This is a genomic window from Micromonospora sp. NPDC047467 (genome assembly GCF_040643095.1).
GTDB lineage: Bacteria > Actinomycetota > Actinomycetes > Mycobacteriales > Micromonosporaceae > Micromonospora.
Genome location: NZ_JBEYTO010000001.1, coordinates 175,747 through 202,361 on the forward strand (window position 1 = coordinate 175,747; position 26,615 = coordinate 202,361).

Annotated in this window: 24 protein-coding genes and 2 pseudogenes; 13 read left to right on the forward strand and 13 right to left on the reverse strand. The window is 68.5% G+C overall.

What is annotated here, in order from left to right:
- Positions 1-255 precede the first annotated feature (255 nt).
- The 3 genes from ABZ780_RS00740 to ABZ780_RS00750 form a co-directional block, all read right to left on the reverse strand.
- On the reverse strand, positions 256-1,320 hold the full coding sequence (locus ABZ780_RS00740; protein ID WP_356998699.1) for a PHB depolymerase family esterase: 1,065 nt from the start codon (positions 1,318-1,320) through the stop codon (positions 256-258).
- Positions 1,321-1,662: 342 nt separating this feature from the next.
- Positions 1,663-2,382: an ABC transporter permease gene (locus ABZ780_RS00745; protein ID WP_356998702.1), complete on the reverse strand. Its 720-nt coding sequence runs from the start codon at positions 2,380-2,382 to the stop codon at positions 1,663-1,665.
- A gap of 26 nt (positions 2,383-2,408) precedes the next feature.
- Positions 2,409-3,290, reverse strand: coding sequence for an ABC transporter ATP-binding protein (locus ABZ780_RS00750; protein ID WP_356998705.1), 882 nt, complete (start codon positions 3,288-3,290; stop codon positions 2,409-2,411).
- Positions 3,291-3,397: 107 nt separating this feature from the next.
- On the opposite strand from ABZ780_RS00750, the gene ABZ780_RS00755 reads away from it, so the two are divergent.
- From ABZ780_RS00755 to ABZ780_RS00770, 4 genes and pseudogenes are all read left to right on the forward strand, one after another.
- Positions 3,398-4,552 carry a histidine kinase gene (locus ABZ780_RS00755; RefSeq protein WP_356998709.1) on the forward strand — a complete coding sequence of 385 codons (1,155 nt, stop codon included), beginning with the start codon at positions 3,398-3,400 and terminating at the stop codon, positions 4,550-4,552.
- Positions 4,549-5,151 (forward strand): response regulator transcription factor, encoded by a 603-nt coding sequence (locus tag ABZ780_RS00760; protein ID WP_184684924.1) that lies wholly within the window; start codon positions 4,549-4,551, stop codon positions 5,149-5,151. The genes ABZ780_RS00755 and ABZ780_RS00760 overlap by 4 nt, the downstream gene beginning before the upstream one ends.
- A gap of 137 nt (positions 5,152-5,288) precedes the next feature.
- Positions 5,289-5,431: pseudogene (locus ABZ780_RS00765) on the forward strand (class A beta-lactamase); the annotation flags it as partial.
- A 367-nt stretch (positions 5,432-5,798) separates the two neighbouring features.
- Entirely contained in the window at positions 5,799-7,298 is a 1,500-nt protein-coding gene (locus ABZ780_RS00770; protein WP_357482768.1) for an alpha/beta hydrolase, read from the forward strand.
- 175 nt (positions 7,299-7,473) lie between these two features.
- On the opposite strand, the gene ABZ780_RS00775 is transcribed toward ABZ780_RS00770, so the two are convergent.
- A complete protein-coding gene (locus ABZ780_RS00775) occupies positions 7,474-7,629 on the reverse strand; it encodes a hypothetical protein (RefSeq protein WP_357482770.1) in 156 nt (51 codons plus the stop codon).
- 164 nt (positions 7,630-7,793) lie between these two features.
- Between ABZ780_RS00775 and ABZ780_RS00780 the strand changes: the two genes are divergently transcribed.
- Positions 7,794-8,444: an NAD(P)H-binding protein gene (locus ABZ780_RS00780; RefSeq protein WP_357482772.1), complete on the forward strand. Its 651-nt coding sequence runs from the start codon at positions 7,794-7,796 to the stop codon at positions 8,442-8,444.
- Here the strand turns inward: ABZ780_RS00780 and ABZ780_RS00785 are convergent.
- The 5 genes from ABZ780_RS00785 to ABZ780_RS00805 form a co-directional block, all read right to left on the reverse strand.
- Positions 8,392-8,775 (reverse strand): N-acetyltransferase, encoded by a 384-nt coding sequence (locus ABZ780_RS00785; protein WP_357482774.1) that lies wholly within the window; start codon positions 8,773-8,775, stop codon positions 8,392-8,394. The genes ABZ780_RS00780 and ABZ780_RS00785 overlap by 53 nt on opposite strands.
- 138 nt (positions 8,776-8,913) lie before the next feature.
- Entirely contained in the window at positions 8,914-9,585 is a 672-nt protein-coding gene (locus tag ABZ780_RS00790; RefSeq protein WP_357482776.1) for a hydrolase, read from the reverse strand.
- Between the two features lie 29 nt (positions 9,586-9,614).
- Complete coding sequence (locus tag ABZ780_RS00795; protein WP_082377653.1) at positions 9,615-10,472, reverse strand: NAD(P)-binding domain-containing protein; 858 nt, start codon at positions 10,470-10,472, stop codon at positions 9,615-9,617.
- A 259-nt stretch (positions 10,473-10,731) separates the two neighbouring features.
- A complete protein-coding gene (locus tag ABZ780_RS00800) occupies positions 10,732-11,397 on the reverse strand; it encodes a GPP34 family phosphoprotein (RefSeq protein WP_357482779.1) in 666 nt (221 codons plus the stop codon).
- A gap of 49 nt (positions 11,398-11,446) precedes the next feature.
- A complete protein-coding gene (locus ABZ780_RS00805) occupies positions 11,447-12,286 on the reverse strand; it encodes an alpha/beta hydrolase (RefSeq protein WP_357482781.1) in 840 nt (279 codons plus the stop codon).
- Between ABZ780_RS00805 and ABZ780_RS00810 the strand changes: the two genes are divergently transcribed.
- From ABZ780_RS00810 to ABZ780_RS00830, 5 genes and pseudogenes are all read left to right on the forward strand, one after another.
- On the forward strand, positions 12,285-12,509 hold the full coding sequence (locus ABZ780_RS00810) for a hypothetical protein (RefSeq protein ID WP_357482784.1): 225 nt from the start codon (positions 12,285-12,287) through the stop codon (positions 12,507-12,509). The genes ABZ780_RS00805 and ABZ780_RS00810 overlap by 2 nt on opposite strands.
- A 162-nt stretch (positions 12,510-12,671) precedes the next feature.
- Positions 12,672-15,521, forward strand: coding sequence for an AAA family ATPase (locus tag ABZ780_RS00815; RefSeq protein ID WP_357482788.1), 2,850 nt, complete (start codon positions 12,672-12,674; stop codon positions 15,519-15,521).
- A gap of 600 nt (positions 15,522-16,121) precedes the next feature.
- Complete coding sequence (locus tag ABZ780_RS00820; RefSeq protein ID WP_357482790.1) at positions 16,122-16,457, forward strand: AbfB domain-containing protein; 336 nt, start codon at positions 16,122-16,124, stop codon at positions 16,455-16,457.
- A 109-nt stretch (positions 16,458-16,566) separates the two neighbouring features.
- Positions 16,567-17,121 (forward strand): annotated as a pseudogene (locus tag ABZ780_RS00825) (RICIN domain-containing protein); the annotation flags it as partial.
- Between the two features lie 13 nt (positions 17,122-17,134).
- Entirely contained in the window at positions 17,135-17,428 is a 294-nt protein-coding gene (locus ABZ780_RS00830; RefSeq protein ID WP_357482793.1) for a hypothetical protein, read from the forward strand.
- Between the two features lie 140 nt (positions 17,429-17,568).
- On the opposite strand, the gene ABZ780_RS00835 is transcribed toward ABZ780_RS00830, so the two are convergent.
- The 3 genes from ABZ780_RS00835 to ABZ780_RS00845 all read right to left on the reverse strand — a co-directional run bounded on the left by ABZ780_RS00835 (position 17,569) and on the right by ABZ780_RS00845 (position 21,533).
- On the reverse strand, positions 17,569-17,757 hold the full coding sequence (locus tag ABZ780_RS00835; protein WP_357482796.1) for a hypothetical protein: 189 nt from the start codon (positions 17,755-17,757) through the stop codon (positions 17,569-17,571).
- Positions 17,758-17,959: 202 nt separating this feature from the next.
- Positions 17,960-18,610: an NAD(P)H-binding protein gene (locus ABZ780_RS00840; RefSeq protein WP_355633135.1), complete on the reverse strand. Its 651-nt coding sequence runs from the start codon at positions 18,608-18,610 to the stop codon at positions 17,960-17,962.
- Positions 18,611-18,791: 181 nt separating this feature from the next.
- Positions 18,792-21,533 carry an AAA family ATPase gene (locus ABZ780_RS00845; protein ID WP_357482800.1) on the reverse strand — a complete coding sequence of 914 codons (2,742 nt, stop codon included), beginning with the start codon at positions 21,531-21,533 and terminating at the stop codon, positions 18,792-18,794.
- Between the two features lie 312 nt (positions 21,534-21,845).
- Between ABZ780_RS00845 and ABZ780_RS00850 the strand changes: the two genes are divergently transcribed.
- The 3 genes from ABZ780_RS00850 to ABZ780_RS00860 all read left to right on the forward strand — a co-directional run bounded on the left by ABZ780_RS00850 (position 21,846) and on the right by ABZ780_RS00860 (position 24,539).
- Complete coding sequence (locus tag ABZ780_RS00850) at positions 21,846-22,853, forward strand: protein kinase (protein ID WP_356998742.1); 1,008 nt, start codon at positions 21,846-21,848, stop codon at positions 22,851-22,853.
- Positions 22,854-23,015: 162 nt separating this feature from the next.
- Positions 23,016-23,591, forward strand: a complete 576-nt coding sequence (locus ABZ780_RS00855) for a hypothetical protein (protein ID WP_356998744.1) — start codon at positions 23,016-23,018, stop codon at positions 23,589-23,591.
- A gap of 3 nt (positions 23,592-23,594) precedes the next feature.
- Positions 23,595-24,539 carry a type II CAAX endopeptidase family protein gene (locus ABZ780_RS00860; protein ID WP_357482802.1) on the forward strand — a complete coding sequence of 315 codons (945 nt, stop codon included), beginning with the start codon at positions 23,595-23,597 and terminating at the stop codon, positions 24,537-24,539.
- Between the two features lie 295 nt (positions 24,540-24,834).
- Here ABZ780_RS00860 and tuf read toward each other — a convergent pair whose 3' ends face one another.
- The gene (gene tuf / locus ABZ780_RS00865) at positions 24,835-26,022 is read right to left on the reverse strand and encodes an elongation factor Tu (RefSeq protein WP_357482805.1); all 1,188 of its coding nucleotides are present in this window, start codon (positions 26,020-26,022) and stop codon (positions 24,835-24,837) included.
- Positions 26,023-26,615 lie beyond the last annotated feature (593 nt).

Consider the following 26,615-nt stretch of genomic DNA (forward strand, 5'->3'; position numbering starts at 1 on the left):
CCGACGCGGATCACCGGCAATGAGACAACGCCGCGCCTGCTCTGAACATCGCTGCCAGGCCGCCAGCGCCTCGTACCGCCGTCCCCGCACGACGGCGGCGGCTGATTCCCGGACCCCATGTCGGGGCAGCCGCGCTGGCGGGACGTGGTTCTCTGGTGAGCCGGCGGCCCTCGGCGATCTCCTGGGTGCCACGGTGCCGAAGTGCGCCATCTGATAGAGCGGCATGGCGTGCCGCCGCCGGTTCCCTTGTGGTCCTCAGGCCATTGGGTGTCGCTCGGCGAACCTCCAGACGATCTCACTGGCGTCGGGGCCCGCGTGATCGGTGTAGCGGCCGTCGCCGTCACGGCCCGGCCAGGCGTGCCCCATGTCCTCGACGCGGTACGACTCGACGACCGACGAGCCGTCCGGCGCGGTGATCGTCGTGTGCGTGTACGCGTGCCGACCCGCAGTGGCGGGCACGGAGACGGTCTTCTCGGTCAGGTCGAGGCTGTCGTTGGGCAGCCCGTCGTCGACGAGGTCGCTCACGATGGTCCAGTGTTCAACGAGTCGGGTGGCGACCAAGGGCGGCACGACCTCGTCGCGCTCGCCCTGGATGACCAGCAGTGGCACCCGCCGGGCGTGTTCGCCCATCTGGGCCCGCGCCTGACGTGCCGTGTCCAGCGGCGATATCGAGTCCGGGTCGTCGGGGTCCACCTGATCGAGGCCGTATTCGCCGCCGGCGACCGAGGTCGCGGTGGCGAAGACGTCGGGGTAGGTCACGGCGAGGATGATCGCGGTCCCCGCGCCCGACGAGGCGCCGGCCACGTGCACCCGCGCGGGATCCGCGTGGTATTTCTCGACCACCTGCCGGGCGACACCGGCCAGCAGCGCAGGTTCCCCGGTGCCTCGTTGCTGATGCCGTGGGCGGGTGGAGTTCCAGCAGGCGATCAGGTTGCGGGAGATCAGTTGTGTGGGGTAGACGACGATGAAGCCTTTCCGGTCGGCCAGGCTGTTGAACTGGGTGGTGGACTTCATGGAGTTCCATCCGTAGCCGGTCATCGCGCAGCCGTGGATTGCCATGACGACCGGCAGCCGGTTCGTCCCGTCGTGCTGGGGCGGAAGGTGGACCTGGTAGCGCTGCGAACCGGCGTCGCCCTCGTAGACGTGATTGCGGTCGTCCTCGCCCATCTGCCAGGGCAGGCCGAGCTGAAGAGCTTCGACGCCGACGGTGACGGCGGCCACCGCGGTGGCGAGGGCGCCGAAGACGATCCCGAGCCACCGCCGTCGCCGCGGACGGGTGGGCTGGACGTCGGCATCGGGTGCGGGAAGTGGGGCGGGCACGCGGACCTTCTTTCCAGTACGGGGGTACGTGTCAGGCGGATGTCGTCGCGGTCGACAGGTCCGGAGAGTGCTGTCGTGGCTTCACCGCAAATCTGACATCGAGGTGAGATACGGGTCCTGGCGGTGCTACGCCGCCCGCTCACGCGGAACACGACTCGTCCCGAGCGTTGGGGCGTACCGCCCTCGATCCACTCGGGAAGCTCCGTCCACGACCTCGGACCCACGTCGCCGACGTCGAGGCGCCCCGCCCGCAGTTCCGTCGCGAGGAAGCCCATCCCGGCCGAGAGGGCTGGCTCGGTGCCGAGGAAGAAGAGGTGTCCGAATGCCCTCGGGGTTCGGTGTTCATCGGCGGGGATCCCAGCGGAAGAGTCGGGTGGCGAGGGCGACGGCGATGACGACCCAGCCCAGGGTGGGGGCGAGCAGGGGCAGGGAGTCGGTTACGGCGACGCCGCCGTTCCAGGCGTTCATGGTCAGTTCAGTGACCGCGCCGCCGGGCAGCAGCCGCTTGAGCCAGGCGAGGTCCGCAGTGCCGCTGATGCCCACCCAACTGGCCACGGCGATCACGCCGAGCGTGACGGGCAGGGTGGTGACCTGGGCGTGCTCGGGGGAATTGGTCAGGCCCGCGGTGGCCAGGGCCAGGCCGATCATCATGGCCAGGGTCGCGAGGACCGCCACCACGAGTAGGGCGCCGTTGGCCGGTTTACCGGCGACCATGGCCAGCGCGGTCAGGATCGCGGCCACCTGCACCATCGCGATCGCCGTGGGGGGCAGCAGCAGGCCGGCGAGGATGGTGGAGTCGGCGGCAGCGGTGGACCGCAGTCGTTTCAGGAAGAGGTTCTGGCGCCGGGAAGCCAGGGTGGTGACGGCGGTGGCGTAGAGCCCGAACGCGGCCACGGTGAACATCACCATCGCCGCGATGTAACCGAGGCTGCCGATGGCGGCGAAGGTCTCGTGCCTGCGGACGAAGAGGGCAGAGACGGCCACCGGGATGATGAGGCTGGTGATCAGCACCAGCCGGTTCCGGAAGATCTGGATCAGTTCGCTGGACGCGATGGACAACATGGCGGCACTCCTGTCGATGGGACGAATCAGCTGCTGATGGCGCGGAACACGTCGTCGAGCCGGGTCGGCCCGGCCTCCAGGTCCCGCAGTTCCACCGCCTGGTCCTGTGCCCACCGCAGCAACAGGTGCAGGTCCTTCTGCAGGGCGAAGGTCTCGACCACGGCCTTCCCGCCGGCGTCGACGACGGCCGGCAGCGGCAGCGACGGCACCGGCGCGGGGAGGGAGAAGCGGATGACGGCCGGCAGGGTGCGGGTCAGCTCGGCCACGGTGCCCTCGCGGTGGAGGCTGCCCTGGTGCATCAGCCCGATCCGGTCGGCGCGCTGCTGCGCCTCCTCCAGGTAGTGGGTGGTGAGCACGATGGACGCGCCGTTCTCGCGTAGCCGGTCCACCGTTGCCCAGACGGCGTCGCGGGACTGGATGTCCAGGCCGGTGGTCGGCTCGTCGAGGAAGATCAGCTCCGGGGTGCCGTAGACGGCGGTGGCGAAGTCCAGCCGTCGTTTCTCGCCGCCGGAGAGCTGGGACACTCGCCGGCTGGCCCGGTCGGTCAGGCCGACGACGTCGAGCGCCCGGTCGACGTCGTCCGTACGTCCGCTGAGCCGGCCGATCAGGCCGACGGACTCGCGGACCGTGAGGTCTGGGGAGAATCCGCTCTCCTGCAGCATGACTCCTATGCGGGGACGGACCGTGCGGCGGTCCTGCGGGTTGCGCCCGAAGACGCGTACGGTGCCGGATGTCGGCCTCCGATGTCCCTCGACAACCTCCAGGGTCGAGGTTTTCCCGGCCCCGTTGGTGCCGAGCAGCGCGTAGAGTTCCCCGGCACGCACCTGGAAGGAGAGGTCTTTGACAGCGTGGAAGTCGCCGTAGGTGAGGTTCAGCCGGTCGACCTCGATGACAGATGTGGTGGACATGTACCCATGACAGCGCGGACGCAGCCGGCCCGTCAGTGGCGTGGTGTCACGGCCGCTTGTGACGTGGTGTCACTGGTCGTGGCCGCTGGCCGCCGGATAATGGGAGGGTGACCGAACGAGCGATGGGCTTCACTCAGTCGACGCAGGGGCGGCTGCGCCGGCTCAACCTAGCCACGTCGCTGCCGCCTGTGGTGTTCGCCTCGGTGGTTCTGCTCTACATCGACACGCGTACCTGGTGGCACGTCGTCGTCCTGCTGCCGGGGGCGGTGGCGGCCCTGGTGGCCTTCGAACGGTGGACGGCCGGCGACCTGTCCCGGTTCGTGCTGCCCTGCGTGATCGTGGCGGGCGCGGTGTGGCCGGTGGGGGTCCTTGTCACCGACAGTCCGAACGCGTTCTGGGGTATCTGCGTCGTGGGCTCCCTCGCACTGCACGTGGTCCGGCGGCGTCGAGGGCTGGCGGTGGCCGGGCTGTTCTCCTACGTCGCCGTGGTCGGTGCGGCACGGCTGTTGGTGGAGCGGGACGACGTCGGCGACGTACTGGGTGTCTACGTCCTCGTGCCGACCTTCTTCACCGTCGGGGTGACGGTCCTGACGTTGGTGGGCGAGCGGTTCTACGACCTCATCCGGGAGCTCGAGCAAACTCGGGATCGGGAGGCGGAGCTGGCGGTGGTGCGGGAGCGCGTGCGGTTTGCGAGCGACCTGCACGACATCCAGGGCCATACCCTGCACGTGGTCAAGCTGAAGATCGCGCTGACGCAGCGACTGCTGCTCCGCGACACCGAGCGGGCGGAGAAGGAGTTGCGGGAGACGTATGCGCTGGTCAGTGACACCATCGCGCAGACCAAGGAACTCGCGTACGCCCAACGGCGACTCAACCTCACCGCGGAGATCGAGAACGCGAAGAACCTGTTCGAGGCGGCCGACATCCGCGTGCGGGTGACCCGGGAGGCCGAGGTCGACGCCCGCACCAGCGAACTGCTCGGCCAGGTGCTGCGCGAGACGACCACCAACATCCTCCGCCACGCGCAGGCCACCCAGGTGCAGATCATCCTCGCCGAGTCGGGCATCACCATCGTCAACGACGGGGTGACCACCACCACGCCCCCCGAGCTCAGGGGACTGGCGACACTCAGGCAGCGGGTGGCGGGCGACGGAGGCGAGTTGACCGTGGACCAGACGGACGAGCGGTTCCTGACGGCGGCGGTCTTCCGACCCGCTCGTGCTGGCGTGGCCCCAACGACCGCGGGGGAGGACGACCGATGACGACGATCGTGCTGGCTGACGACGAGGTCCTGCTGCGTACGGCCCTGGCCGCGCTACTGCCGATGGAAGGCGACATCACCGTTCTCGCTGAGGCCGAGAACGGAGAGAAGGCCGTCGAGGCCACCCTGCGGCACCGGCCCGAGGTGCTGGTCATCGACCTGGAGATGCCTGGCATGGACGGTCTCGACGCGGTCGCGCAGATCCGTCAAGCGCGACCGGAGCAGGTGATCCTCATGCTGACCCGGCACGCCCGCCCCGGTGTGCTGCGCAAGGCGTTGCGGCTCGGCGTCCAGGGCTTCGTCAGCAAGTCCGCCGAGCCGGCCCACATCACCTCGGTCATCGCCACCCTGCACGCGGGTAAACGCTGGATCGACCCGGATGTCTCCGCGCTGGCCGTCACCGAGGACTGCCCGCTCACTGACCGCGAAGCCGACGTGCTGCGGGTCACCGGCGAGGGCTACTCGGTCGCCGACATCGCCGCCCGGCTCCACCTTGCCCCGGGCACCGTACGCAACTACCTTTCCAACGCCATGCGCAAGACCCAGACCCGGACCCGCCACGAAGCGGCCCGCTACGCCCGCGGACACGACTGGCTGTGAGAGCGGCGGCCGGCGGATCCTCGCCGGCATGCAGTTGCTGCCGTTCTCGATGCTGCCCGACGTGATCCGCGCCGCTACCATCACGCCGATCGCCGCGGGATCTGGTACGCGGCGCGCTCGGCCTGCACGGCGACACCACCCGCAACGACATCGCGGTCATCTGGTCGCCGGACCGCGCGCCTATCGTCCTCGCCGTGCTGTCCAGCCGGACGACAAGGACGCCGACTACGACAACGCCCTCACCGTCGAGGCGACGGAGACGTTGATCGCCGGATGGTGAACGGGTCCAGTGGGACGCCTCGGAGGTGAGGCCGGGGGCGACCTTGACGCATGCGCTCCAGGGCCACCTCGGAGGTGTCCGCACTCGGGACTCGACCCAGGGCAGGAGGTCGCCGCCTCCCCGTTCCTAGCTGACGTCCGCGCGGGAGATTCAGCCTACTGACGTGTCGGAACGCGGCCAGTGCCGCCACGTCACACGTGGCGGTGACGTGGCAGCACTGACGCGCGGCCGCGAGGGCCGCTGTCATTGAGGCATGTCCGCCTCGGCGGCGGATGGAGGCCCGACATGGTTTGTGACCTGGTTGAGCCAAAGAGGCGCGGCGTCGCATCCGGGTAGGCCACCACATCGAAGAACAGGAGACCTGGACGTGTATCGAAGGCATGGCATCGCCCTGATCGGGATACTCGGCATGATCGGTGCCTTGGCTGCGGTCATCCCGGCGACGGCCGGGGAGTCGACGGCCGGGAGACCGACGGTGGGGTTGCAGTGGGCGGCGTGCCCGCAGGACGTGGTGGTGCCGCCTGCGGTACAGGGACAGGTGCAGTGCGCGAAGGTGCCGGTTCCGCTGGACTACCGCGACCCCGGCGGCACCCAGATCGAGATCATGGTGTCGCGGATCGCGAGCACGAAGCCGGAGAAGCGGCGCGGTGTGCTGATGTTCAACCCCGGCGGGCCGGGCGGCACCGGGCTGGATCAGCCGGGTTTCCTGGCCGGCCAAGGGCTGCCGGCCAGCGTCATGGATGCCTATGACCTGATCGGCATGGACACCCGGGGCGTCGGGCACTCGGCGCCGGTGAGCTGCGGCTTCGTCCTCGGCGACGCCTATTGGGCCAACATTCCGCCGTACGCGGTCGACGACGCGGACGTGACCCGGCACGCGGAGGTCGCCGAGGAGGTCGCCGCCCGGTGCGCGGAGAACGACACCGACGGGCGGCTGCGGCACTTGACGACCGCCAACATGGCCCGTGACCTGGACCGGATCCGGGCCGCGCTCGGTGAGGAAAAGGCGAGCTTCTACGGGGCGTCCTACGGCTCTGCGTTGGGTGCGGCGTACGCCTCGATGTTCCCTAGGAGCACCGATCGGATCGTGTTGGACAGCAACATCGGCGATACCCACCTCGACCGGGACGGCCTGCGGCGGTTCGCGCTCGGCATGGAGCAGACGTTCCCCGACTTCGCGACCTGGGCGGCGGCGCGACACGACTCCTACGGGCTGGGTCGCACTCCACAGCAGGTGCGCAGGACCTACTTGACCCTCGCCGAGCGGTTCGACCGGACGCCGGCGCCCGACGGGCTCACCGGCGAATTCTTCCGGGGCATCACGTTCGCCTACCTCTACAACGAGAGGCAGTACGGGAACCTCGCGCGGACCTGGCAGTCGTACCTGGATCCCGGCCAGGCACCGTCGCAGGCGGAGACGGCGGCGGCGCCCAGCCCGAACGACAACGCCTTCACCGTGTTCCTCGCCGTCACCTGCAATGACGTCCAGTGGCCCAAGGACGTCGCGACCTATCGGCGGGCCGTCGCAGAGGACCGCAAGCGGTACCCGCTCTTCGGTGCGGCCAGCGCCAACATCACCCCGTGCGCCTACTGGAAGTACGAGCCGTCCGAGCCGCCCGTCGCGATCAGTGACAAGGGGCCGCGCAACGTGCTGGTCCTGCAGAACCGGCAGGACCCGGTCACCCCGTTGGCGGGGGGCAAGCTGCTCCGCGAGAAGTTCGGGCAGCGCGCCCGGCTGGTGACCGCCAACCAGAGCGGGCACGGCGTCTACGTGCTGAGCGGCAACGCCTGCGCGCTGAACCTCACCACGTCGTACCTCGTGGAGGGCACGATGCCGGCCAGGGACACGACCTGTCGGGGCGACTGACCCGGATCAGGAGTCACCCGAGGGCGCGGAACACGAGGTGTTCCGCGCCCTCGGCGGGGTCGTGGTCTGAACCGACCTGCGATCCGCAACGCTCCAAGCAGCATCAAAGCCTTGCCCCGCAGAGTGCTCAAGTACTTTTCCTGGGCGTTTCCGATCGCAGCCAGCGCCACGAGTTTCACGGCGGCCGATCGATCGCGAGACGACGGTGCCGTCGACCGTTCTGGTGCAGGAGCAGGTGCGCGTCCTGTTCGCCGGCCAGCCCGATCTGACCCGGCTGGGGCGCGGCGATGGAGAACGCCTGGCTCACCACGGTCGAGCGCGGTATGGGCATCCAGTTCATCTCCTGCGACGACCGCCGATCGCCTGGACCGGCGGTCAGCGCAAGCTCCCCTCGCAGTACGTCTTCCGCGGCACCTGCGCCAACCGCAGGAAGGCTGGGACGAGCTACGCCCGGCGGCACACTGACCGAGCCGATCAGAAGGACTGGGGCACGCAATGAAGGTATTCATCATCGGAGTCAGCGGATCCATCGGAGGGCTGCTCGCGCGGAACCTGATCGATTGCGGCGATGAGGTCTCCGGCCTGGTACGTCGCGATGAGCAGAGAGCCGATCTCGCCGCGCGGGGCATCGATGCGCGTGTCGCCGACCTCGCGGACATCACCCCCGACTCCCTGGCATCCATGCTCAGAGGGATCGACGCCGTCGTGTACACCGCCGGGTCGAACGGAGGCGCCAGGGAGGTCACGGCGGCCATCGATGGTGACGGCGTGGTGAAGGCCCTCGAAGCGACGCGTATCGCCCGAGTGAAGCGCTTCACGTTGGTATCGGTGCTTCCCGAGGCCGGGCGGGGCCAGGAATTCGACGAGGACGTGGAGTTCTACTTCGCGGTGAAGAAGCTCATCGACGTCGCCGTGTCTGAAAGTGGTCTCGACTGGCTGATCCTCAGGCCATCGGCGTTTGTCGATCACGCCGGAATCGGGGCGATAGCCCTCGGTCCGGCGCAGCCGTACGACGAGATCTCCCGCGAGGACGTCGCCGCCACCCTGGCGGAACTGCTCCATGAGCCCCGGATCCGCCGGCGGATCCTCGAGCTCACTCAGGGCTCGACGCCGATTGCCACGGCGGTTCAGACGAACATCCGCTGACCGGCCCGCGGCGGCGCGGATGGCTGTCGCTCGGCGCGTGACGGCCGTAGCTTCCGTCACGCGCCGAGCGGGCGTCGTTCTCAGTCGTACGGGTGGATGCGGCACCAGGTCCACCACGTCGGCACGCGGCGACGAGCTCATCGCCATACCTTCTCAAATGGCCCGCAAACAGCGGGCAGACCGGAACGATGGCGACATCCGTGCGAATGCTGTCCGCGAGCACTTCGCGGACCAGCAGCCCAGCCAGGCGCCGTCCACCGAACTTCCGGCCTACTTCGATGTGGAAGACGATTCGCTCGCCATCCACCTTGGGGGAGTCGACGAAGTCCACCCGGCCGACGGGTCATCCCTCAGCGAGGTGAACGGTGTAGGTGCCGACCGGGCGATCTTTACTGAGCCTTACCCAGCGACCACCACCACGCCCGGAACGCCACAACGCACCAACCACCAGGCTTGATGAAAGACGGGACTAGGAGAACAGGTCACCTGCGGATTGCCCTGCTTCACGCTTGCGGCGGAAGTAGTCGTTGATGATGGTCCGGTACCGGTCAGCGTCCGAGCGGGCCCAGTTCCGCATGAGTTCACAACCGAACGCCAGCGAGGTGATCGGCTGCGCCCCGGCCTGAAGCATGCGGTCGATGGCTGCGTGGTGGGTGACCGCTGAAACGCCTCCAGCGGCATCGATCACGGGGTAGATCTCATAGCCCTCCAAGAGCATGTCCAGGGTTGGGAACGCGAGGCAGACCTCTGTCCACAGGCCGGCCATCACGATCTTCTTGCGTCCAGTGGCCACGATCGCAGCCCGAAAGTCCGCATCCTCCCAGGAATTGACACCTGTCCGGTCGATTTCAGTGATGCCGGGTAGTTCACGGGTGATCTCGTCGACCGTCGGCTTGTGCACGCCCATTCCCACCGCCACGGTGGTCACGACCGTCGGAATCTCATAAGCTCGCGCCAGTTGCGCCAGCGTCACCACACCGAGGTTGATCTCCTCCCGGCTGGCGGAACCGACTGTGGCGTACTGGCCTTCCTGGTAGTCGATGAACGCAATGGCGCAGTTTTGCGGTGTCAACAGGTGGTCGGAATCGGGATCGCGGATCGGCTCAGGATTGATCTTCTTGCTTGTCGGGATAGTAGTCATACGTCATCTCCTCTGGTGGGTCTGCTGGCCTAAGAGCGGATGCTGGCGGCGCGCGAGGTGGTCTTGCGCGTCAGGTCCACGAAGTCGGGTTCGAAATTCGGATCGACGTTGACCGCTTCCCACAGTCGCTGTCGGCCCGCGGTGGAGATCGGCAGCAACCTGGCCGGGTCCTCGACGACAGACACCAGCGTGTCGTCGTCCTCCGCAGAGCGACGTAGCGGACGAGGGTTGGCGACGTCCAGAGCACGCTCCACGACCGCTCTCATAGGCCCAGCCGCCATCAACTCCAACGAGGTCTCATAGTCGCGTCCGAGGATGTCCGCGAGGTCCAGCGCCTCGCGTAGTCCCGCCTCCGCAGCCATGATGGCTACGTTGGTGATCAGTTTGTAGTCCACGCCCGCACCGAACTCACCCACGTGCCGGGATCTGCCGAGACCATCGAGTACCGACTTCACCCGCTCGAAATCGTCGGCCGATCCGCCGACCAGGAACGTGATCGCCCGCTCGCGCGCGTACTTCACACCGCCAACGATGGGCGAGTCGAGCACGGCCACTCCGCTGGGCGCCGCCGCGCGGACCTGGTCGACGATTGCTCGGGTGGTGGTCGAGCAGATCAGCACTGATGCACCAGGCTGGGCGCCGGCGAGTATTCCATCGTCACCCAGGTAGGCGGTCGGGATGTCATTCGACATCACGAGGCCGAAGATCACATCAGCGCCCCGCGCCGCTTCTGCGGCCGACGCGACCGCGGTCGTCCCCATGCGCCTAGCTGCTTCGAGCCGGGAGTCCGAGATATCAGATACTCGCACTTGATGTCCGGCAGCGAGGAGATGAGGCGCCAACTGCTCGCCCATGTCGCCGAATCCCACGATTGCGATCGTTGCCATGCATTTAGCTCCTATTCAATAGATCCGTGCCCACGGGTGAGGTGTGGCAGGTCATGGGTCGGCCAGACCGTTGAACTGCGTAGTGAACGTCATGGAATTCCCCGTGGCCGGACATCCCGCACCCGTGAACTGCAGCACCGGGACCGACCGCGACCACGAGTACCAGCAGGACGCCGGAGGCGATCCAGGGCCCTTGCCGCCGCCGGCGAGGCCGGTCCGACCACGGTCGCTCGGACCTCGAGCGCCTGGTCCAGGGCGGTCATGCAGCGTTCCTTTCGCCGGTCGGCGCTCGCCTGGTGGTAGTCGCCACGCTGGCGGCACTGACGGCAACGATCGCCGCCGCGGTGCGAGTCACCGCGGAGAAGACGGCCTCTGATCCCCAATGGCCGCGTCCGATCTCGCTGGCTCGGGTCACCGTTGCCGATGTCCAAGGCAGCGGCGGCCGCAGCGAAGGCACGGCGCCGCTGGCGAAGAGCAGCCCGATGATCGCCGCAGTGCGGGGATCCGGGGCTTCGTCGTCCGCCAGGACCCGGCGGATCCGCGCTCGCAGCTGCACCGCCTCACGATGTAGCAGGCCGCGGTCCACGAGCCGGTCGAGTACCACCCACCACAGATCGGTGCCGAGCGCGACGAGCAACGGCCGCACCCGCTGGGGCTTCTCGGCGACGGTGTCGTAGGCCGACTGCAGCAGCGGGTCGGGCAGCGGACCCTCGCCCGACGGGGTGACCCGCGGGCCGTCCAGCGCCCCGGAGTTGTCGGTCTGGATCCGACCGAGCATGGCAAGCTCGGTGAGCACCGCGCCGCCAAGCGCGTCGTGCAGGGTGCCCGCTGTCTGGATGGAAACGCCGTCGTCGTCCATCAGGAGCAGCATGAGGTCGTCGACGATGAGCAGGTCGTCCCGTACCAACGTCAGCTTCTCGCCCATATCTCGTTCCTTTCTCGTAGTTCTCTCCGCGCGGTGTCCTTCCGTCAGCTCAGTCGAGGAAGGTGCGCAGGGCGGCGTTTACCTCGTCGGCGTGGGTCCAGAGCAACCCGTGTGGGGCGCCTTCGATCTCGACGTACTCGGCGTCGGGCAGGCCCTGGCGAAAGCGCCGGGCGGTAGCGTCGATCGGGAGGATGGTGTCGGCGGTGCCGTGCAGGATCAGGGCCGGCTTGCCGCTGGCACGGACCGCCTCGACGTCGGCGCGGAAGTCCTCGATCCAAGAAGACACGACGGCGTAGGCCGCCACCGGCGCGCTGGAGATGGCGACGTTCCAACTGCCGGTGACAGCCTCCTGGCTGATCCGGCTGCCAAGGTTCTCGTCGAGGTTGTAGAAGTCCGAGAAGAACTGCGTGTACCAGGCGTAGCGGTCACCCTTCGCCGCAGCCTCGATCCCGTCGAACACCTTCCGCGGCAGGCCGTCGGGGTTGTCATCCTGCTCGACCAGGAACGGTTCGAGTGAGGCGAGGAATGCCAACTTCGCCACCCGCTGATGGCCGTACCGCGAGACATAGCGGGCCAGTTCACCGGTGCCCATCGAGAACCCGACCAGGACGACGTCGCGCAGGTCGAGCGTCTCCAGCACGGTGTTCAGGTCGGCCGCGAACGTGTCGTAGTCGTAGCCGGAACCTACCTTCGACGAGCGCCCGAAGCCACGACGGTCGTAGGTGATTACCCGGTATCCGGCAGCAAGCAGTTCACGCGTCTGAAGCTCCCAGCTGTGGCCGTTCAGCGGATACCCGTGGATGAGGACAATCGGCTGACCTGCGCCCTGATCCTCGTAGTACAGCTCGATCGGGGTGCTGTTCTCGGTCCCGACGGCGATGAATCCCATGATCGTTTCCCTCCTGTTGTCGCATACCGTGGTGGTGTCGGTGTCGGTGTCGGTGTCGGACGTCGTCGTCGTGGCCCGACGCCTATCGACGGGGCTCGGCGTGGAACTCGCCGTAGGTGACATTCAGTTGGTCGACTTCGATGACTGGGTTGACGGGCATCTCGGATCCTTTCGTCTTCGGCACAAGACTTCCGTCACTGGCGGCGCCATCGCATCGGTGTGAACGCCTTAGCTCGCACCGTCAGCTCACCGTGTCGGGTGCGAGCTGGTCGCTGGCGGTGCGAGTAGCAGGCGAGGGGCGGCCGGTACGCGGTTGACCAGCGATGAAAGCCGTGGGCCTGGGGCCCGCCTCGACCTGCGGCATCCGCTTCGTCAGCCGCTTCGTGTGGAGATCACGGGCTTGCTGCGGCGATCAAGATCAGGAAGAATTGCGGTTCGCGTCGGTGAGAACTACCTAACTCCGGCCCGACGGACCTCAACCAGCCTCGGATGGAACGAAATGACCGACCTTCTCGGCCGGCGCGCGGAGCGCATCGCCATCGAGCACCTGCTCGCCCAGGTTCAAGCCGGACGCAGCGGGAAGCTGGTGGTGTGCGGGGAAGCGGGCATCGGGAAGACCGCGATCCTGGAGTACACCCGTGGCGTCGCGGTCGGATCGGGGTTCCGGGTGGAGCACTCGGTCGGAGCGGAGTCCGAGGAGCAGTTCGCGTTCGCCGGTCTGCATCAGCTGTGCAGGCCGCTGCTGGACCGCGCGGCTCCGCTGCCCGAGCCGCAGCAGGCCGCCCTCGGCGTGGCGTTCGGCCTACGCGACGGGCCTGCGCCGGACCGGTTCCTGGTCGGGCTGGCCACCCTCAACCTGCTGGCCGAGGTCGCCGAGGACGGGCCGCTGTTGTGCCTCGTCGACGATGCGCAATGGCTGGACGAGGCTTCCGGGCAGGTGCTGGCGTTCGTGGCACGTCGGTTGGCAGCCGAGCAGGTGGCGCTGGTGTTCGCGCTACGCGACGCCAGCACCAGTCACCCGTTCTCCGGATTGCCTGAGCTGAGCCTGGGCGGACTCGGTGAGCCCGACGCCCGGATGCTGCTGACGGCCGCGGTCCGCGCACCGCTGGACGGCCGGGTACGCGATCGGATCGTCGCCGAAGCGCGCGGCAACCCGCTGGCGCTGCTGGAACTCCCCCGCAGTACGCGGCCCACCCAGCTGGCCGGCGGGTTCGAGCTGCCCGACACCCTCAGCGTCCCGTATCGCGTCGAGGACGAATTCCGGCGCCGCTCCGACGATCTGCCCCCCGACACCCAACTGCTACTGCTGGTCGCCGCCGCCGAGCCGACCGGCGACGTGACGCTGCTGTGGCGCGCCGCCGCCGAGCTGAGGATCGCCCGCGAGGCGGCCGCACCCGCAGAAGCCGCCGGACTGCTCGAGATCGATACCAGGGTGCGGTTCTGTCATCCGTTGGCGCGTTCGGCGATCTACCGGGCCACCACGCCGCCCGACCATCGCCGCGCCCACGGCGCCCTGGCCGCCGCCATCGACCCGCAGACCAACCCGGACCGGCGCGCCTGGCACCGCGCACAAGCGGTCCTGGGCACCGACGAGGAAGCCGCCGCGGAGCTGGAGCGCTCGGCGGACCGGGCGCGGGCCCGTGGCGGGCTGGCCGCCGCAGCCGCATTCCTGCAGCGCGCGGCAGCCCTCACCCCCGATCACGCCACCCGTGCTCGGCGGATGCTGGGAGCCGCCCGCGCCAAGCACGAGGCCGGCGCGTCCGACAGCGCGCTGGACCTGCTCACGACGGCACCGCTCGAGCCGCTGGATTCCCTGCAACGCGCGCATCTCGACCTATTGCGAGCCCAGATCGCCTTCCACCTGACCCGAGGCACCGAGGTGCCGGGCATGCTGATGGATGCCGCCAAGGCACTCGCCCCGTTGGACGCTGCGCTGTCCCGCGAGACCTACCTACATGCGCTGGATGCGGCGATCATCAACGGAGGGGGTGACGCGGCGCGCATCGCCGAAGCGGCCTTGGCCGCCCCCGCACCCGGGACGCCGACGCGACCGGTGGACCTGCTCCTCGACGGGCTCACGACGACCTTGAGCAAGGGCTGTGCGGCGGGAGTGCCAGGTCTACGGCTCGCGTTGGAAGCGTTCCGCGACGGCCCGCAGGCGGAATCTGTGCAGTGCAGCCAGAGCGACCGGTGGCTGTGGCTGGCCGGCCGCAACGCCGTGGCGATCCTCGACGACGAGCTGCTCCATGTGCTGGCCAGCCGCAACGTCCAGCTCGCTCGTGAGGCCGGCGCGCTGGCGACGCTCCCCGCCGCACTGAACTTCCTGTCCATCACATCGGTCCTGACGGGCGATCTCGCCCGCGCCGACGAGCTGGCCACCGAGGCCACGGTGATCACACAGGCCACCGGGGGCGTGCCGTTGCGCCATGGTCGCGTCATTCTCCACGCCTGGCGTGGTGACCAAGCCGAGACCACCGCGCTCGACGCCGCCGTCGCCAGCGATGACACCTACCCGGACGAGGGCGCGGAGGTCTCCCTGGCTCAGTACGCGATGGCAGTGCTCCACAACGGGTTGGGCAACTACTCGGTCGCGCAGGAAGCGGCGACGAGGGCGTGCAGGTCTGACGAACCGTCGATCAGCAGCGCGTGCCTACCCGAGCTCATCGAGGCTTCCGTCCGTGCCGGCGAGCCGGCACGAGCAGCGCTCGCACTAGAGCAGTTCACCTCACTCGCAGTTGCGTGCGGCACCACGTGGGCGCTGGGCCTGGCCGCGCGCTCACGAGCGCTGACCAGCGCAGGGCCTGATGCCGAGGAGCACTACCGCGAAGCGATCGAACGGCTCGGAAAGTCCCGGATGGCCGGCGACGCGGCTCGTGCTCGGCTCGTCTACGGCGAGTGGCTGCGCCGCGAAGGGCGGCGCCAGGACGCGCGCGATCAACTCCACACCGCCCATCAACTGCTGTCGGACATGGGCGCGGGCGCATTCGCCGAGCGGGCTGCCCGCGAACTCCGCGCCACCGGCGAACACCCACGAAAGCGCACCACCCACCCGACCGACGCCCTCACCCCACACGAGGTGCACATCGCCCGGCTGGTAGCCACCGGGGCGACCTCCCGGGAGATCGGCGCACAACTGTTCCTCAGTCCCCGCACCATCGAAGCCCACCTGCGCAACATCTTCCGCAAACTCGGCATCACCTCCCGCCGGCAACTCAAAGATGTGCGGCTGCCCTGAGCGGGCCGGCACCCCGCCGCCGTCTGCGAGATTCACAAGCGTCAGCTGGGACGGGTGAAAGGTGCCGTCAGTGGCGAGCCCAAGCCAGGGCTACGAGCGGTCGCGATGCTCGCATCGTCCTCTTCCCGTACAGGGCAGCGACGGCGACGCCCTCGGCGGCTCGGCGTACGATCTGGATACGCTCGATGCTCAACCCGTCGACGGCGAACTGCTCGCTCCACCAGGCGCTGCGCGACCGCAGCTACAGCGGGGATCGAGTGAAGACCGATCCAGATCGCCGCTGACGGGACGTCTACGCGGCGCCGGCATCCGAACGTCCCGCGCAGAGTACGCGAACGTAGGCACGGAGCATTTTGCCGGGATAGTTCTCCGACAGGTCGAGGTGGGGCACAGGACCGCCTCCCGGAAACGTTCGCGCACATCTTCCACACGGCGATCACGAGTTGCTCCCGCCCGCCGAAGCGGTGGACCGTTCTTCGATGGTCACGCGCTCTGCACGCCAGCCCAGAAGGTCAGCCGGTTTCGCTCTCACCCGAGGGCTGCATGAGTCCGACAGTGTGGGAGTAGGTTGCCACCGATGCGAATCGCAAATTTTTCGCGATGCCGGCCACCTCTGTGAGGCCGAGTTCTCAACGCCGACGGATTGATGACTCGGATGCCGCAGGTCGAGGCAGGCCCTCGGAATCGACCAACTTCCCCGGCTACTACCTGCGCCACCGCGGCTTCGCCCTGTACGTCGAGAAGAGCGACGGGTCGTCCCTCTTCGGCGGCGACGCGAGCTTCCAACGCCGAGCCGGCCTGGCCGACGGCGCCGGGCTCTCCCTGGAGTCGCAGAACTACCCGGGTCGGTACGTACGCTACCGCGACGGACTGCTCTACGTCGAAGCGGTGAGCACGAGCGCCGAGCGTGGCACCGCCACCTTCCACCTGGAATAGCCCCCGTCAATTCCGATCTCCGGGAGGACCAATGCCCTCAACCACCACCAGAAGACCGTTCGGCGACAGGACCGTCCGCCGGCGTCGGCGTACCAGGATGGCGCTGACCATGGTCACTGCGCTGGCCGGCGCGATGGGCGTCGCGGCGATAAGCGCGCCGACGGCGCAGGCGGCGACCATCGACACCAACGCCTACTACGTCATGGTCAACCGTCACAGCGGCAAGGTCCTAAACGTGCGGGACACCTCGACGGCCGACGGCGCCGCGATCCAACAGTGGTCCCGCAACGACGGCGAATGGCAACAGTTCCAGTTCGTCTCCTCCGGCAGCGGCTACTACCGCCTCAAGGCTCGACACAGCGGGAAGGTCGTCGACCTGTGGGAGTGGAATACCGCCGACGGCGCGGAGTTCCGGCAGTTCTCCGATGCCAACGGCACCAACCAACAATTTCAGGTGCTCGACTCCGACGGTGGCTACGTCCGGCTCGTCAACCGCCATTCCGCCAAGGCCCTCGAGGTCTGGGAATGGTCCACTGCCGACGGTGCCCGCATCAGCCAGTACAGCGATCTCGGCGGCGCGAACCAGCAGTGGCAGATGGTCCGGGTGGGCAGCGGCGGCACCCCGACCACACCGCCGCCCAGCACCGGTTGCGGCAGCGGGTCCTAACCCGGTTCACGTGTACAACAACCTGTACAGCAACGTCGGCGGCTACGGCGTCGCCTCGACGATGAACGCCGGGGTGCTCGTCGAGGGCAACTACTTCGAGAACACTGCCGATCCCTACCATCGGGGCGAAGGCTCGTCCGGCCCCGGATCCCTGGTCGCCCGCAACAACTGCTTCGTCAACTCCGGCAGCGGGCAGACCGGCGGCAGCGTTGCCAGCATCCCGTACGCGTACCAGCTCGACACTGCCTGCAATGTGAAGTCCATCGTCACCGCAGGTGCCGGGGCCGGTCGGATCAGCGTCTGATCCGGTGCGTTCCGCAATCCAGGCACCAGCAGGGTCGGGCCGTTCCGAGATCTCGGGACGGCCCGACCCGCGTCCGCAGCCCAGCGTCCAGTGGTTGCCGCGTCTGGCTGGCCGTTCCCGCCCAGCCAGACGCCGGCGCCTCAGTCCGCTCCCTCGGTGTCGGTCAACCGGTCGGTCGGCGCCTGCGCCACCGGGTGACCGGTGTCGTCGACCAGCCCTGGCGCCATGCTGCCGCCGTGGGCGTCCTGTACCGCCCGGGCGCCACGGGCCGCCTCGTCCTGCGGCACCTCGGTCTGCTGCCCGTCACGCTGCTCGTCCCGCTCGGTCATGGGGATCCCTTCCTCGGTCCTGACCAGCGGCGGTACCCGCATGAGCGACCGGGAACCGGATCAACGACCGTCCTTCGTCCAACTCGCCACCGCGGGGAGCAAGGCCCGCACGGCGGCGATCAACCAGGTGCACGTGGCGTCGACCTTTTCGCTGGAGTGGCCGAGCTGCGCGGCGGTGGGTTCTGGCGCGGTACAGGGGCCGTCAAGGGAGGTTCGCGCTGACGGCGATGGCGATCGGCGTTGATCCTTGAGTGAGTTCGAGGATCTGACGCCGGATCCGTGGTTCGTGGAGCAGCGCTGCTAGCGTGGCGGCGACGTCCTCGCGCGCGATCTCGTCGTGCGGCTGGGCTGGGCCGAGGGACACGCTGCCGGTTCCCGGCCGGTCAAGCAGCATCGACGGCCGCAGGATCAGCCAGTCGAGGTGGCTCTGGCTCACCACGACATCGACGATCTTTTTGACCGCGAAGTAGAATTCCTCGTCGTCGCTGAGGTCCTGGTCGCGCCCGGCCTCGGGCATCACGGACACCAGTGTGAAGCGGTGCACCCCCGCCAGAGTTGTGGCCTCAAGAACTCTGATGACGCCTTCGCCGTCGATCGCTGCCGTGACATCCCTGGCGCCGCCGTTCGATCCCGCTGTGTACACGACTGCATCGACCCCACGGAGCATCGATCCCAGGGAGTCCACGCTCATGTCCGCGAGCTGACCTACGGATGCGTGGACGCCCCGCCTCATGAGCTCGAACTTCTGCTCGTCCCGACGCACCAAGCCGGATACGGTGTCGCCGCGCTTGGACAGGTCATCGGCGAGCAACCTGCCCACGGCGCCACTGATGCCCAGGATGAAGACCTTCATCGCGGTCCGATTGGGCCGTGCAGCGTTTGGAGCGTGGTGATGACCTGCGCTTCCTCAAGGACGAAGGATGTGCCTGCCGGGAAGGGCGATTCGGATTGGAGCATCTCATCAGGCTCGCAGCAGCGGTGCGGCTTCGCGTCGGTAGAAATCACTGATACTCGTGATGCCCGCGCCCGCCTGGTCAGGGAAGGTGCAGCTCCTTGAGCTGACGGCGTGAGGTGATGCCGAGCTTGCGGAAGATGTTGCGCAAGTGGGCCTCGATGGTCCGAGGGCTGAGGAACAGCTGTGCGCCGACCTCACGGGATGTCGCTCCGGTGGCCACCAGGCGCGCGACGTGCAGCTCCTGGGCGGTCAGTTCGTCGGTCGGCTGCGAGGATCGCGTGCTTGGGTGCTCGCCGGTCGCGCGCAGTTCGCGTGCGGCGCGGGCCGCGAACGCCTCCGCTCCCATGTCGGTGAGGAGTTGGTGGGCGGTGCGGAGCTGATCTCGGGCGTCGCGGCGGCGGCCCTCGCGACGTAGCCACTCACCGTAGACGAGGTGGGCGCGGGCGAGGTAGCCGCGCATCCGGCTGTTCCCGAGGTGTTTGATCGCCGTACGGTACTGATCTTCGGCCGATGATCCGGTGCTCATGAGCGCCCGTGAGTTCGCCGCCAGCCCCAGCGCCCACGACGTGCCGCTGGCGCGAGCCCGGGCGTCGAACTGCTCCATCGCCTGGGTCGCGCGCTCCGGCTGCCCCGCACGGACGCAGGCCTCGATGAACTCCGTGAGGCTCGCGCCGATGATTGGCATTTCACGCGACGTGCAAGCCTGGGCGGCGGCCTCCTGGGCCACCGAGTAGTTGCCCAGCCCGTTGTGGAGCACTGCCATCGCGTACTGGGCCTGGGAGGCGTCAGTGCTCCCGTCGGGATAGGCGGCGTCTTGGGCGGTGCTGGCGCTGAGCGCTGTGGTCTCGGCCTGGTCGCCACGCCAGCCGCCCAGGATGACGCGAGCATGCCGCAGCTCCACGCCGCTGGTGGCTTGCATGATCGCATCCGCCTCGGCGGCGAGCTGTTCGGCTCGGGCGAGCTCGCCCATCAGGACCGATGTGATCGAGAAGAGGTTCAGCGCGGTGGGGAGCGTCGCCAGCGCGCCGGCCTCACGAGCCAACTGGACGTTGCGGCTTGCCAGGAGGTAAAGCAGCTCGTCGTCGAATATCGCCACTGCGCTGCGGCCGGCCAGCCACAGCCAACGGTCGCTGTGAGGGTCCCGCCCAGCACCGTCGTACGAGCTGTCGCGAATCGCTTCAATGGCGCGCCGTAGCCCGGGTGCTCCCGCCGTGAATCCCCTCGTCAGAGCCGTCGCGAGGCCGTCGAGGAGCAGGTCCACGGACCGAGCCGGCACGTCGGCTGGAGGAGCGTCCAGGGCCGCTGCGGCGATGTGCGTCGCGTCGTCGCCGCCGTTGATGACCGCCGCATCCAGCGCGTGCAGATAGGTCTCGCGGGAGAGCGCGGTGTCCAGCGGGGCGAGCATCTTGGCCGCGTCCAGCAGCCTCCGTGGCACGTCGCTGTCTCGTGTCAGGTGGAACCCGATCTGGGCGCGGAGCAGTTCCAGCCGGGCGCGTGGCAGAGGGTCCAGAGGCCCGACAGCCGCGACCGCCAGCAGCTCAAGGGCGGCCTCGGGCGCACCGGACTCGTGCTTGGCGTGCGCGCCCGCAAGCGCCCGCCTCGCGCGGGCGCCGGGCTCAGGGGACAGCTCGGCTGCGCGCTGCAGGAACGCGGCCGCGGCGGCCAGGCCCCCGCGGGCACGCGCCCGATCGGCCGAGCGCTCCAACCCTTCAGCTACCTCTTCGTCAGCTCCGGGCACCGACTGTGCGCGGTGCCAGGCACGGCGATCAGGGTCGGCCTGTGGGTCGGTTGCTTCGGCCAGCGCGCCGTGGGCGCGGCGACGGTTCGGAAGGGTGGCCGCCTGGTACACGGCGGACCGCACCAGCGGGTGACGGAACCGTACCCGGACGTCGATCTCCAGCAGCCCGGCGACCTCCGCGGGTGTCGCAACCTCGCGAGCCAGGCCCAGGTGCGCGGCCGCACGCCACAGCAGGGCCACGTCGCCTGTCGGCTCGGACGCGGCGACCAGCAGCAGTAGCTGCGTCTGCGGGGGCAGGCTCGCTGACCGGCGTCGGAAGCTCTCCTCCAGGCGCCGCGGGACGCTCAGCGCGTCGGGCAGCTCGAACCCGCCGGCCCAGTACGGCGACCGTATGTTGCGGGGCAGCTCCAGCAGCGCCAACGGGTTGCCGCCCGCTTCGGCGAGGATCCGTTCGCGCACACCCTCGTCCAGCGGTGTGCGTACCGCAGCGTTGAGCAGTACCCGCGCATCGGACGCGCCGAGCCGCTCCAGGCCCAGCTCTGGTAACCCGGCGAACGGAAGGCGGTCGCCGTCGTCGGAGTCGCGCACCCCGAACAGGAGGGCCAACCTTTCGGCTCCCACCCGTCGGGCCACGAAGGCCAGGACCTGCGCCGAAGCCTCATCCAGCCACTGCGCGTCGTCGACGAGACACAGCAGCGGTTGTTCCTCGGCGACCTCGGCCAACAGGTTGAGGACGGCCAGCCCGACCAGGAACCGGTCCGGTGCGGCGCCAGCGTGGAGTCCGAACGCCACCCCAAGGGCGGTCCGCTGCGGCTCGGGCAGCGTGCCGGTGCGTTCCAGCAGGGGAGCACACAACTGGTGCAGCCCAGCGAACGCGAACTGCGTCTCGGACTCGACGCCGGCCAAGGGCTCCACCCGGAAGGCCGAGGCGAGTGCCGTCTGGTGGGCGTGCTCGAGCAGGGCGGTCTTCCCGATGCCGGCTTCTCCGCGCACCACGAGAGAGCCGCTGCGCCCGAACCGAGCCAGAGAGAGGAGCTTCTCGACCGCGTCACGCTCTGAACGCCGGCCTACGAGATCCGTCACGTTGTGCCTCCCGTCAACGCGCCAGATGTAAGTAGCCGACACCGTAGGCGTCCCTGATGCGAAGTGCGGAAGCTGCAAGTTAGCACCTGCCACCTCAGTGGTTCTCGGTGGCGCTGGGCCGTGAGGACCTACGTGGTGGTGACCGACGCGAGGGCTCGGCCTGCGGTGCGAGCCTGATGACGTCGCCAGGATCGGGCATCCGGACCCCGGCGTACCCGGAGTTGATGGACTCCGGAGCCCGTGGCGGGCGTCTGAAGACCAGACGTCGAACCCGTTCCCGGTACACCGACAACGAGAAAGTTGGGAGGACCCATGAGTACGGATCGTGTGCTTGGCGGACGCTATGAGCTCTGCGACGTCCTGGGCAGGGGCGGCATGGCCGTTGTTCACCTGGCTCGTGACATCCGGCTCAAGCGCTGGGTCGCGGTCAAGGTGCTCCGCGCAGAGCTAGCCCGCGATCCGCTGTTCCGGTCCCGGTTCCGGCGGGAAGCACAGGCCGTCGCCCGCCTCAATCACCCCGGCATCGTCGCTGTTCATGACGTCGGACATGAGAACGTCGAAGGCAGCCGGGCGGACGAGCCGACCGTTCCGTTCATCGTCATGGAGTACGTCGCCGGCCAGTCGCTGGGGGCCCGACTCCGCGAGGGCGCGCTCACGCTGGAGGAGTCGATCCAGCATCAGATAGCGGTCCTGTCGGCACTCGAGTTCAGCCATCGTGCAGGCGTTGTCCATCGCGACATCAAGCCCGCCAACGTCATGGTCACTCTCGACGGCGCAATCAAGGTCGTGGACTTCGGCATCGCGCGTGTCGAGGGTGGTGCCGCCCCGGCAACGCAGACCCACGAACTCCTCGGAACCGCCCAGTACCTTTCTCCCGAACAGGTGCGCGGTGAGGTCGCCGACGCCCGCAGCGACCTGTACTCCGCGGGTTGCCTGCTCTACGAGCTGCTGACCGGGCGGCCACCCTTCGTCGGTGACAACCCGGTTGCCGTCGCCTATCAGCACGTGCACCAGGAGCCCTCGCGCGCCAGTGCCTACCGCACCGAGGTGACTCCGGCGATTGACGCGGTTCTCCTCACGGCGCTCGCCAAGGACCGAAAGGACCGGTTCCAGAGCGCCCGATCCTTCAGGGAGGCGCTCCAGTCCGCGGCGAAGGGCCTGGTCCGTGCGGACGAGCGCACCGACATGGACGCGTTGGACAACGCGATTCCGGTCCACCCGTCGTGGCGCACTGCGCTGACATCGACGATCTCCACCGCATCGCCATCGGACCACTCGCCTCGTCGACCCGCCCGTGACAAGGACAAGGCCACCCTGTGATCCACCTAGGCAACGGTCCGCGCTGGCTCACCACCTCTGGCCGCTCTGGACGCACGCAGGCGAGGTCAACGCCACCTGCGCACCTTTCGTGACTCCCTCGACGGCGAGGACTGCCGCGCCGCCACACGACGCACCCACATCACAGGAAAGTGAGGACCAGACATGAGTCCCATCGAGCAGCTCATCAGCAACTTCCAGGAGCTCGTCGCCCAAGTGCCCGGGATCGTCCAGCCGTTCATCGTCATGCTGGCGGGCGCGATCCCGTTCGTCGAAGGTGAGGGAGCGGCCATCATCGGCATAGCCGGTGGTCTCCATCCGATTGTCGCAGGCGTCGCAGCAGCCGCGGGGAACTTTCTGTGCGTGCTGCTGGTCGTCGCGGTCACCTCACGCGCCAGGACGACCATCGTCGATCGCCGAGACAGCCTGGTCGGGGTGGGCGGAGGCGCAGGAGCGCGATCGAGCGCCCTCGGGGAGACGTACCAGGAGACGGCAGCCACGAAGCCGGAGTCGAAGGGGCGTCGGCGCTTCAACAGATGGCTCGTGCGTTTCGGCGTCCCCGGCGCGAGCATCCTCGGTCCTCTCGCCATTCCGACCCAGATCATGTCGGCGATCCTCGTGGGCGGCGGAACTCCACGCCGGTGGGTCCTGCTCTGGCAGGCCATCTCCATCGTCATCTGGACGACGTTTGGCACCCTCTTGGCGTGGGCCGCGCTCACCTACGTCGTCGAGGTGGCGTGAGCCATGACCGAGCAAACGCATACCGTTCCGCACGATGTCGAGTACCACAGGGTGCTGGCCGGGGAGAGACGTCGTATCGGTCGTGGGATCCTCGCGATCGTGCTTCTGATCGGCGGGATGACGCTGTCCGGCGTCGCTCTCAGCCTGATGGCGGCGTTCGTGGATTCCGCCGTCGACACCGACGGCCGCACCGAGTGGACGCCTCTGATGCACACCGCCGGCATGGTTTCCGTCGCACTGATCATCCCGTGGAGCATGCTCATCCAGCGGTGGCTCTACGGCGTGAGAGGCCCGTCGCTGCACTCGGTGATCTCGCGGTTCCGGTTCGACATCTTCGGGCGCGCGCTGCTTCTGATCACCCCCGCGTGGGTTGCCGTCATGGCGTTCCACTACTGGGTCCCGCTGCCGCAGACCGAATGGAGTTACACCGACGTCCTGTGGATACTCCTCGCCACGCTCCTGCTCACGCCCCTGCAGGCCGCGGGTGAGGAATACGGGTTCCGTGGGCTCATCTTCCGCGTCGCCAGTGGCTGGACGCGCGGAGCGCGGACGGGCCTCGCCGCCGGTGTGCTTGTTTCCAGCGTTGCCTTCGCGGTCGTCCACCTGTCGACCGACATCTGGCTGAACCTCTGGTACCTGATCTTCGGCATCGGGCTCACGCTCATCACCTGGCGCAGCGGGGGTATCGAGATCGCAGTGGTGCTACACGCGGGGTACAACACCCTGTCCTTCGTGTTCGATGCTGCGCTGCGCACCGATATCGCCAACGTCGTCACGGATCGCGCAGCGGGCGCCGCGACGATCGGTGTCCTCGTTCCCAGCGCAGTTGTCGTCATCACCGCCTTGGTGGTCTGGCTGCGCACCCGGCGCAGCGGCCCTCTGCGAACACCGCACTCGGCGGCCGTTCGACCCGCGTCCGCGCTCTCGAGGGCCGCAGCTCGCGGATAGCCAACGATGGCACCCGTGACGTTCTCGTGGAAGGGTCTCGACCCTGATCAACAGCGCACGCCGTACCCCGTCCAGGTTTCCGAGTTGCGAGAGACACGGAAACCGAAGATCGGGGTACGGCGTGCGCTGCTGAGCGGGTACTGACCCGCAGGTGAGCGGTTCGCTGCGGCGTTCACCGCGAGGGACAGGCCGGTGGAATGCCACGGAGTCGGTCCTACGGAGGGCTCGGCCAGCGCAGCTGAGCAGGGCCGTACGTGGCAGGGCCCCTTGCCGGCAAGGGGCCCTGCCACGTAGCTCAGTCGAGTAGTTCGGTCACGGTGCCGGCGGCCACGGTACGGCCGCCCTCCCGGACGGCGAAGCCGAGCCCGACATCCATCGCGATCGGCCTGCCAAGCTCCACCGACAGGTCGACGGTGTCACCCGGCAGGACCATCGTCAGATCACCGAGGTCTACCGACCCGACCACATCGGTGGTGCGGAAGTAGAACTGCGGCCGGTAGTTGGCGAGAAACGGTGTGTGGCGCCCGCCCTCGGCGGTGGTCAGCGCATAGAGCCTGGCCCGGAACCGCTGGTGCGGCGTGACGCTGCCCGGCAGCGCCACCACCTGACCCCGCTGCACCTGGTCACGCTTGACCCCGCGCAGCAGCACGGCGGCGTTGTCCCCGGCCTCAGCGGTCGCCAGGGACTTGCCGAACGTCTCCAGCCCAGTGGCCACAGTGGACAGCGTTGGGCTGAGACCGACCACCTCGACCGGGTCGCCGACACGGAGCACGCCCCGCTCGACAGCGCCGGTCACCACCGTCCCCCGGCCGGAGATCGTTATCACGTTCTCGATCGGCATGAGGAACGGCTCGCCGAGCTCGCGGGGTGGCACCGGGACGTACCGGTCGACCGCGTCGAGCAGCTCCATGACGGAGGAAACCCAGCGTGGGTCGCCCTCCAGGGCCCGCAGCGCCGACACCCGTACGACCGGAACCTCGTCTCCGGGGAACCCGTACTCGGACACCAACTCCCGCATCTCGAGTTCAACCAGGTCGAGAAGTTCCGGGTCTTCGACGGCGTCGGCCTTGTTCATCGCCACCACCAGGTAGGGCACGCCGACCCGCCGAGCGAGCAGCACGTGCTCGCGGGTCTGCGGCATCGCCCCGTCAAGCGCGGAGACAACCAGGATCGCGCCATCGACCTGCGCCACCCCGGTGATCATGTTCTTGACAAAGTCGGCGTGGCCGGGCATGTCCACATGGGCGTAGTGCCGGGTCTCGGTCTCGTACTCGACGTGGGCGATGTTGATGGTGATGCCGCGCGCCGCTTCCTCCGGCGCCCGGTCGATGCCGTCGAAGGACACGAACCGGTTGACGGCGGGGTCGCGGTCGGCGAGGACCTTGGTGATGGCGGCCGTCAGGGTCGTCTTGCCGTGGTCGACGTGACCCATCGTGCCGATGTTGAGGTGTGGCTTCGCGCGCACGAATTGGCTCTTGGCCATGATGAGCTCCACACTGGAGACGAATTGGCGGACGACGAACGCGGGCGGATGCCACTCCGCGAGAAACCGCGCCAGAACCGCATGTCACGGCGCGCTCACCAGCGCGCCGGACCACCGGGCCACCCTCCTCCGTGGTTCTGCCGGAGCGGGAGGAGGGTCAGCCTCGGGTGTCAGCCAGCCATGCGCACACGTCAGCGGCAGCCGGCAGGTGAAAACCTGCGGGCCGCACGGAGCCGACGGTGCCGAACATGGCGATCACGCTAGCTCTGAACCTCGGGAGGGGCGACTGATATTCCCGGCCCTTCTCTGCCAGTCATCGGCGTCGAAGCCGCAATCGAGATCTTCGAGTGCGGCTGCCCCCGATGATTGGTGCGACGCGACGCCGTCCGGTCGAACGTTCCTGATTGTCGGCGCGTTGGGAGAGGTCTCACATGGCGGTGAGGGCGGTGACCGGGTGCAGGGCGTGGGTGGGGCTCGGCCGAACGTCGCCGACCGTGGTCGATCCCCGGGAGGCGTGGACAGCCGTACCCGGCGATGAGAAATGAATGCTGCCGGCCCTGGCGGCGCCCGCACCGGCAGGTCGTACGACACCT

What these genes read in the sequence shown, in the direction of transcription:
- ABZ780_RS00780 (WP_357482772.1), top strand. Translation starts at nt 7,794, where the DNA reads ATGAAGGTATTCATCATCGGAGTCAGCGGATCCATCGGAGGGCTGCTC.
- ABZ780_RS00790 (WP_357482776.1), bottom strand. Translation starts at nt 9,585, where the DNA reads ATGACTACTATCCCGACAAGCAAGAAGATCAATCCTGAGCCGATCCGC.
- ABZ780_RS00795 (WP_082377653.1), bottom strand. Translation starts at nt 10,472, where the DNA reads ATGGCAACGATCGCAATCGTGGGATTCGGCGACATGGGCGAGCAGTTG.
- ABZ780_RS00775 (WP_357482770.1), bottom strand. Translation starts at nt 7,629, where the DNA reads ATGCCCATACCGCGCTCGACCGTGGTGAGCCAGGCGTTCTCCATCGCC.
- ABZ780_RS00810 (WP_357482784.1), top strand. Translation starts at nt 12,285, where the DNA reads ATGATCGTTTCCCTCCTGTTGTCGCATACCGTGGTGGTGTCGGTGTCG.
- ABZ780_RS00820 (WP_357482790.1), top strand. Translation starts at nt 16,122, where the DNA reads ATGCCGGCCACCTCTGTGAGGCCGAGTTCTCAACGCCGACGGATTGAT.
- ABZ780_RS00760 (WP_184684924.1), top strand. Translation starts at nt 4,549, where the DNA reads ATGACGACGATCGTGCTGGCTGACGACGAGGTCCTGCTGCGTACGGCC.
- ABZ780_RS00745 (WP_356998702.1), bottom strand. Translation starts at nt 2,382, where the DNA reads ATGTTGTCCATCGCGTCCAGCGAACTGATCCAGATCTTCCGGAACCGG.
- tuf (WP_357482805.1), bottom strand. Translation starts at nt 26,022, where the DNA reads ATGGCCAAGAGCCAATTCGTGCGCGCGAAGCCACACCTCAACATCGGC.
- ABZ780_RS00800 (WP_357482779.1), bottom strand. Translation starts at nt 11,397, where the DNA reads ATGGGCGAGAAGCTGACGTTGGTACGGGACGACCTGCTCATCGTCGAC.
- ABZ780_RS00855 (WP_356998744.1), top strand. Translation starts at nt 23,016, where the DNA reads ATGAGTCCCATCGAGCAGCTCATCAGCAACTTCCAGGAGCTCGTCGCC.
- ABZ780_RS00750 (WP_356998705.1), bottom strand. Translation starts at nt 3,290, where the DNA reads ATGTCCACCACATCTGTCATCGAGGTCGACCGGCTGAACCTCACCTAC.
- ABZ780_RS00860 (WP_357482802.1), top strand. Translation starts at nt 23,595, where the DNA reads ATGACCGAGCAAACGCATACCGTTCCGCACGATGTCGAGTACCACAGG.
- ABZ780_RS00850 (WP_356998742.1), top strand. Translation starts at nt 21,846, where the DNA reads ATGAGTACGGATCGTGTGCTTGGCGGACGCTATGAGCTCTGCGACGTC.
- ABZ780_RS00835 (WP_357482796.1), bottom strand. Translation starts at nt 17,757, where the DNA reads ATGACCGAGCGGGACGAGCAGCGTGACGGGCAGCAGACCGAGGTGCCG.
- ABZ780_RS00805 (WP_357482781.1), bottom strand. Translation starts at nt 12,286, where the DNA reads ATGGGATTCATCGCCGTCGGGACCGAGAACAGCACCCCGATCGAGCTG.
- ABZ780_RS00840 (WP_355633135.1), bottom strand. Translation starts at nt 18,610, where the DNA reads ATGAAGGTCTTCATCCTGGGCATCAGTGGCGCCGTGGGCAGGTTGCTC.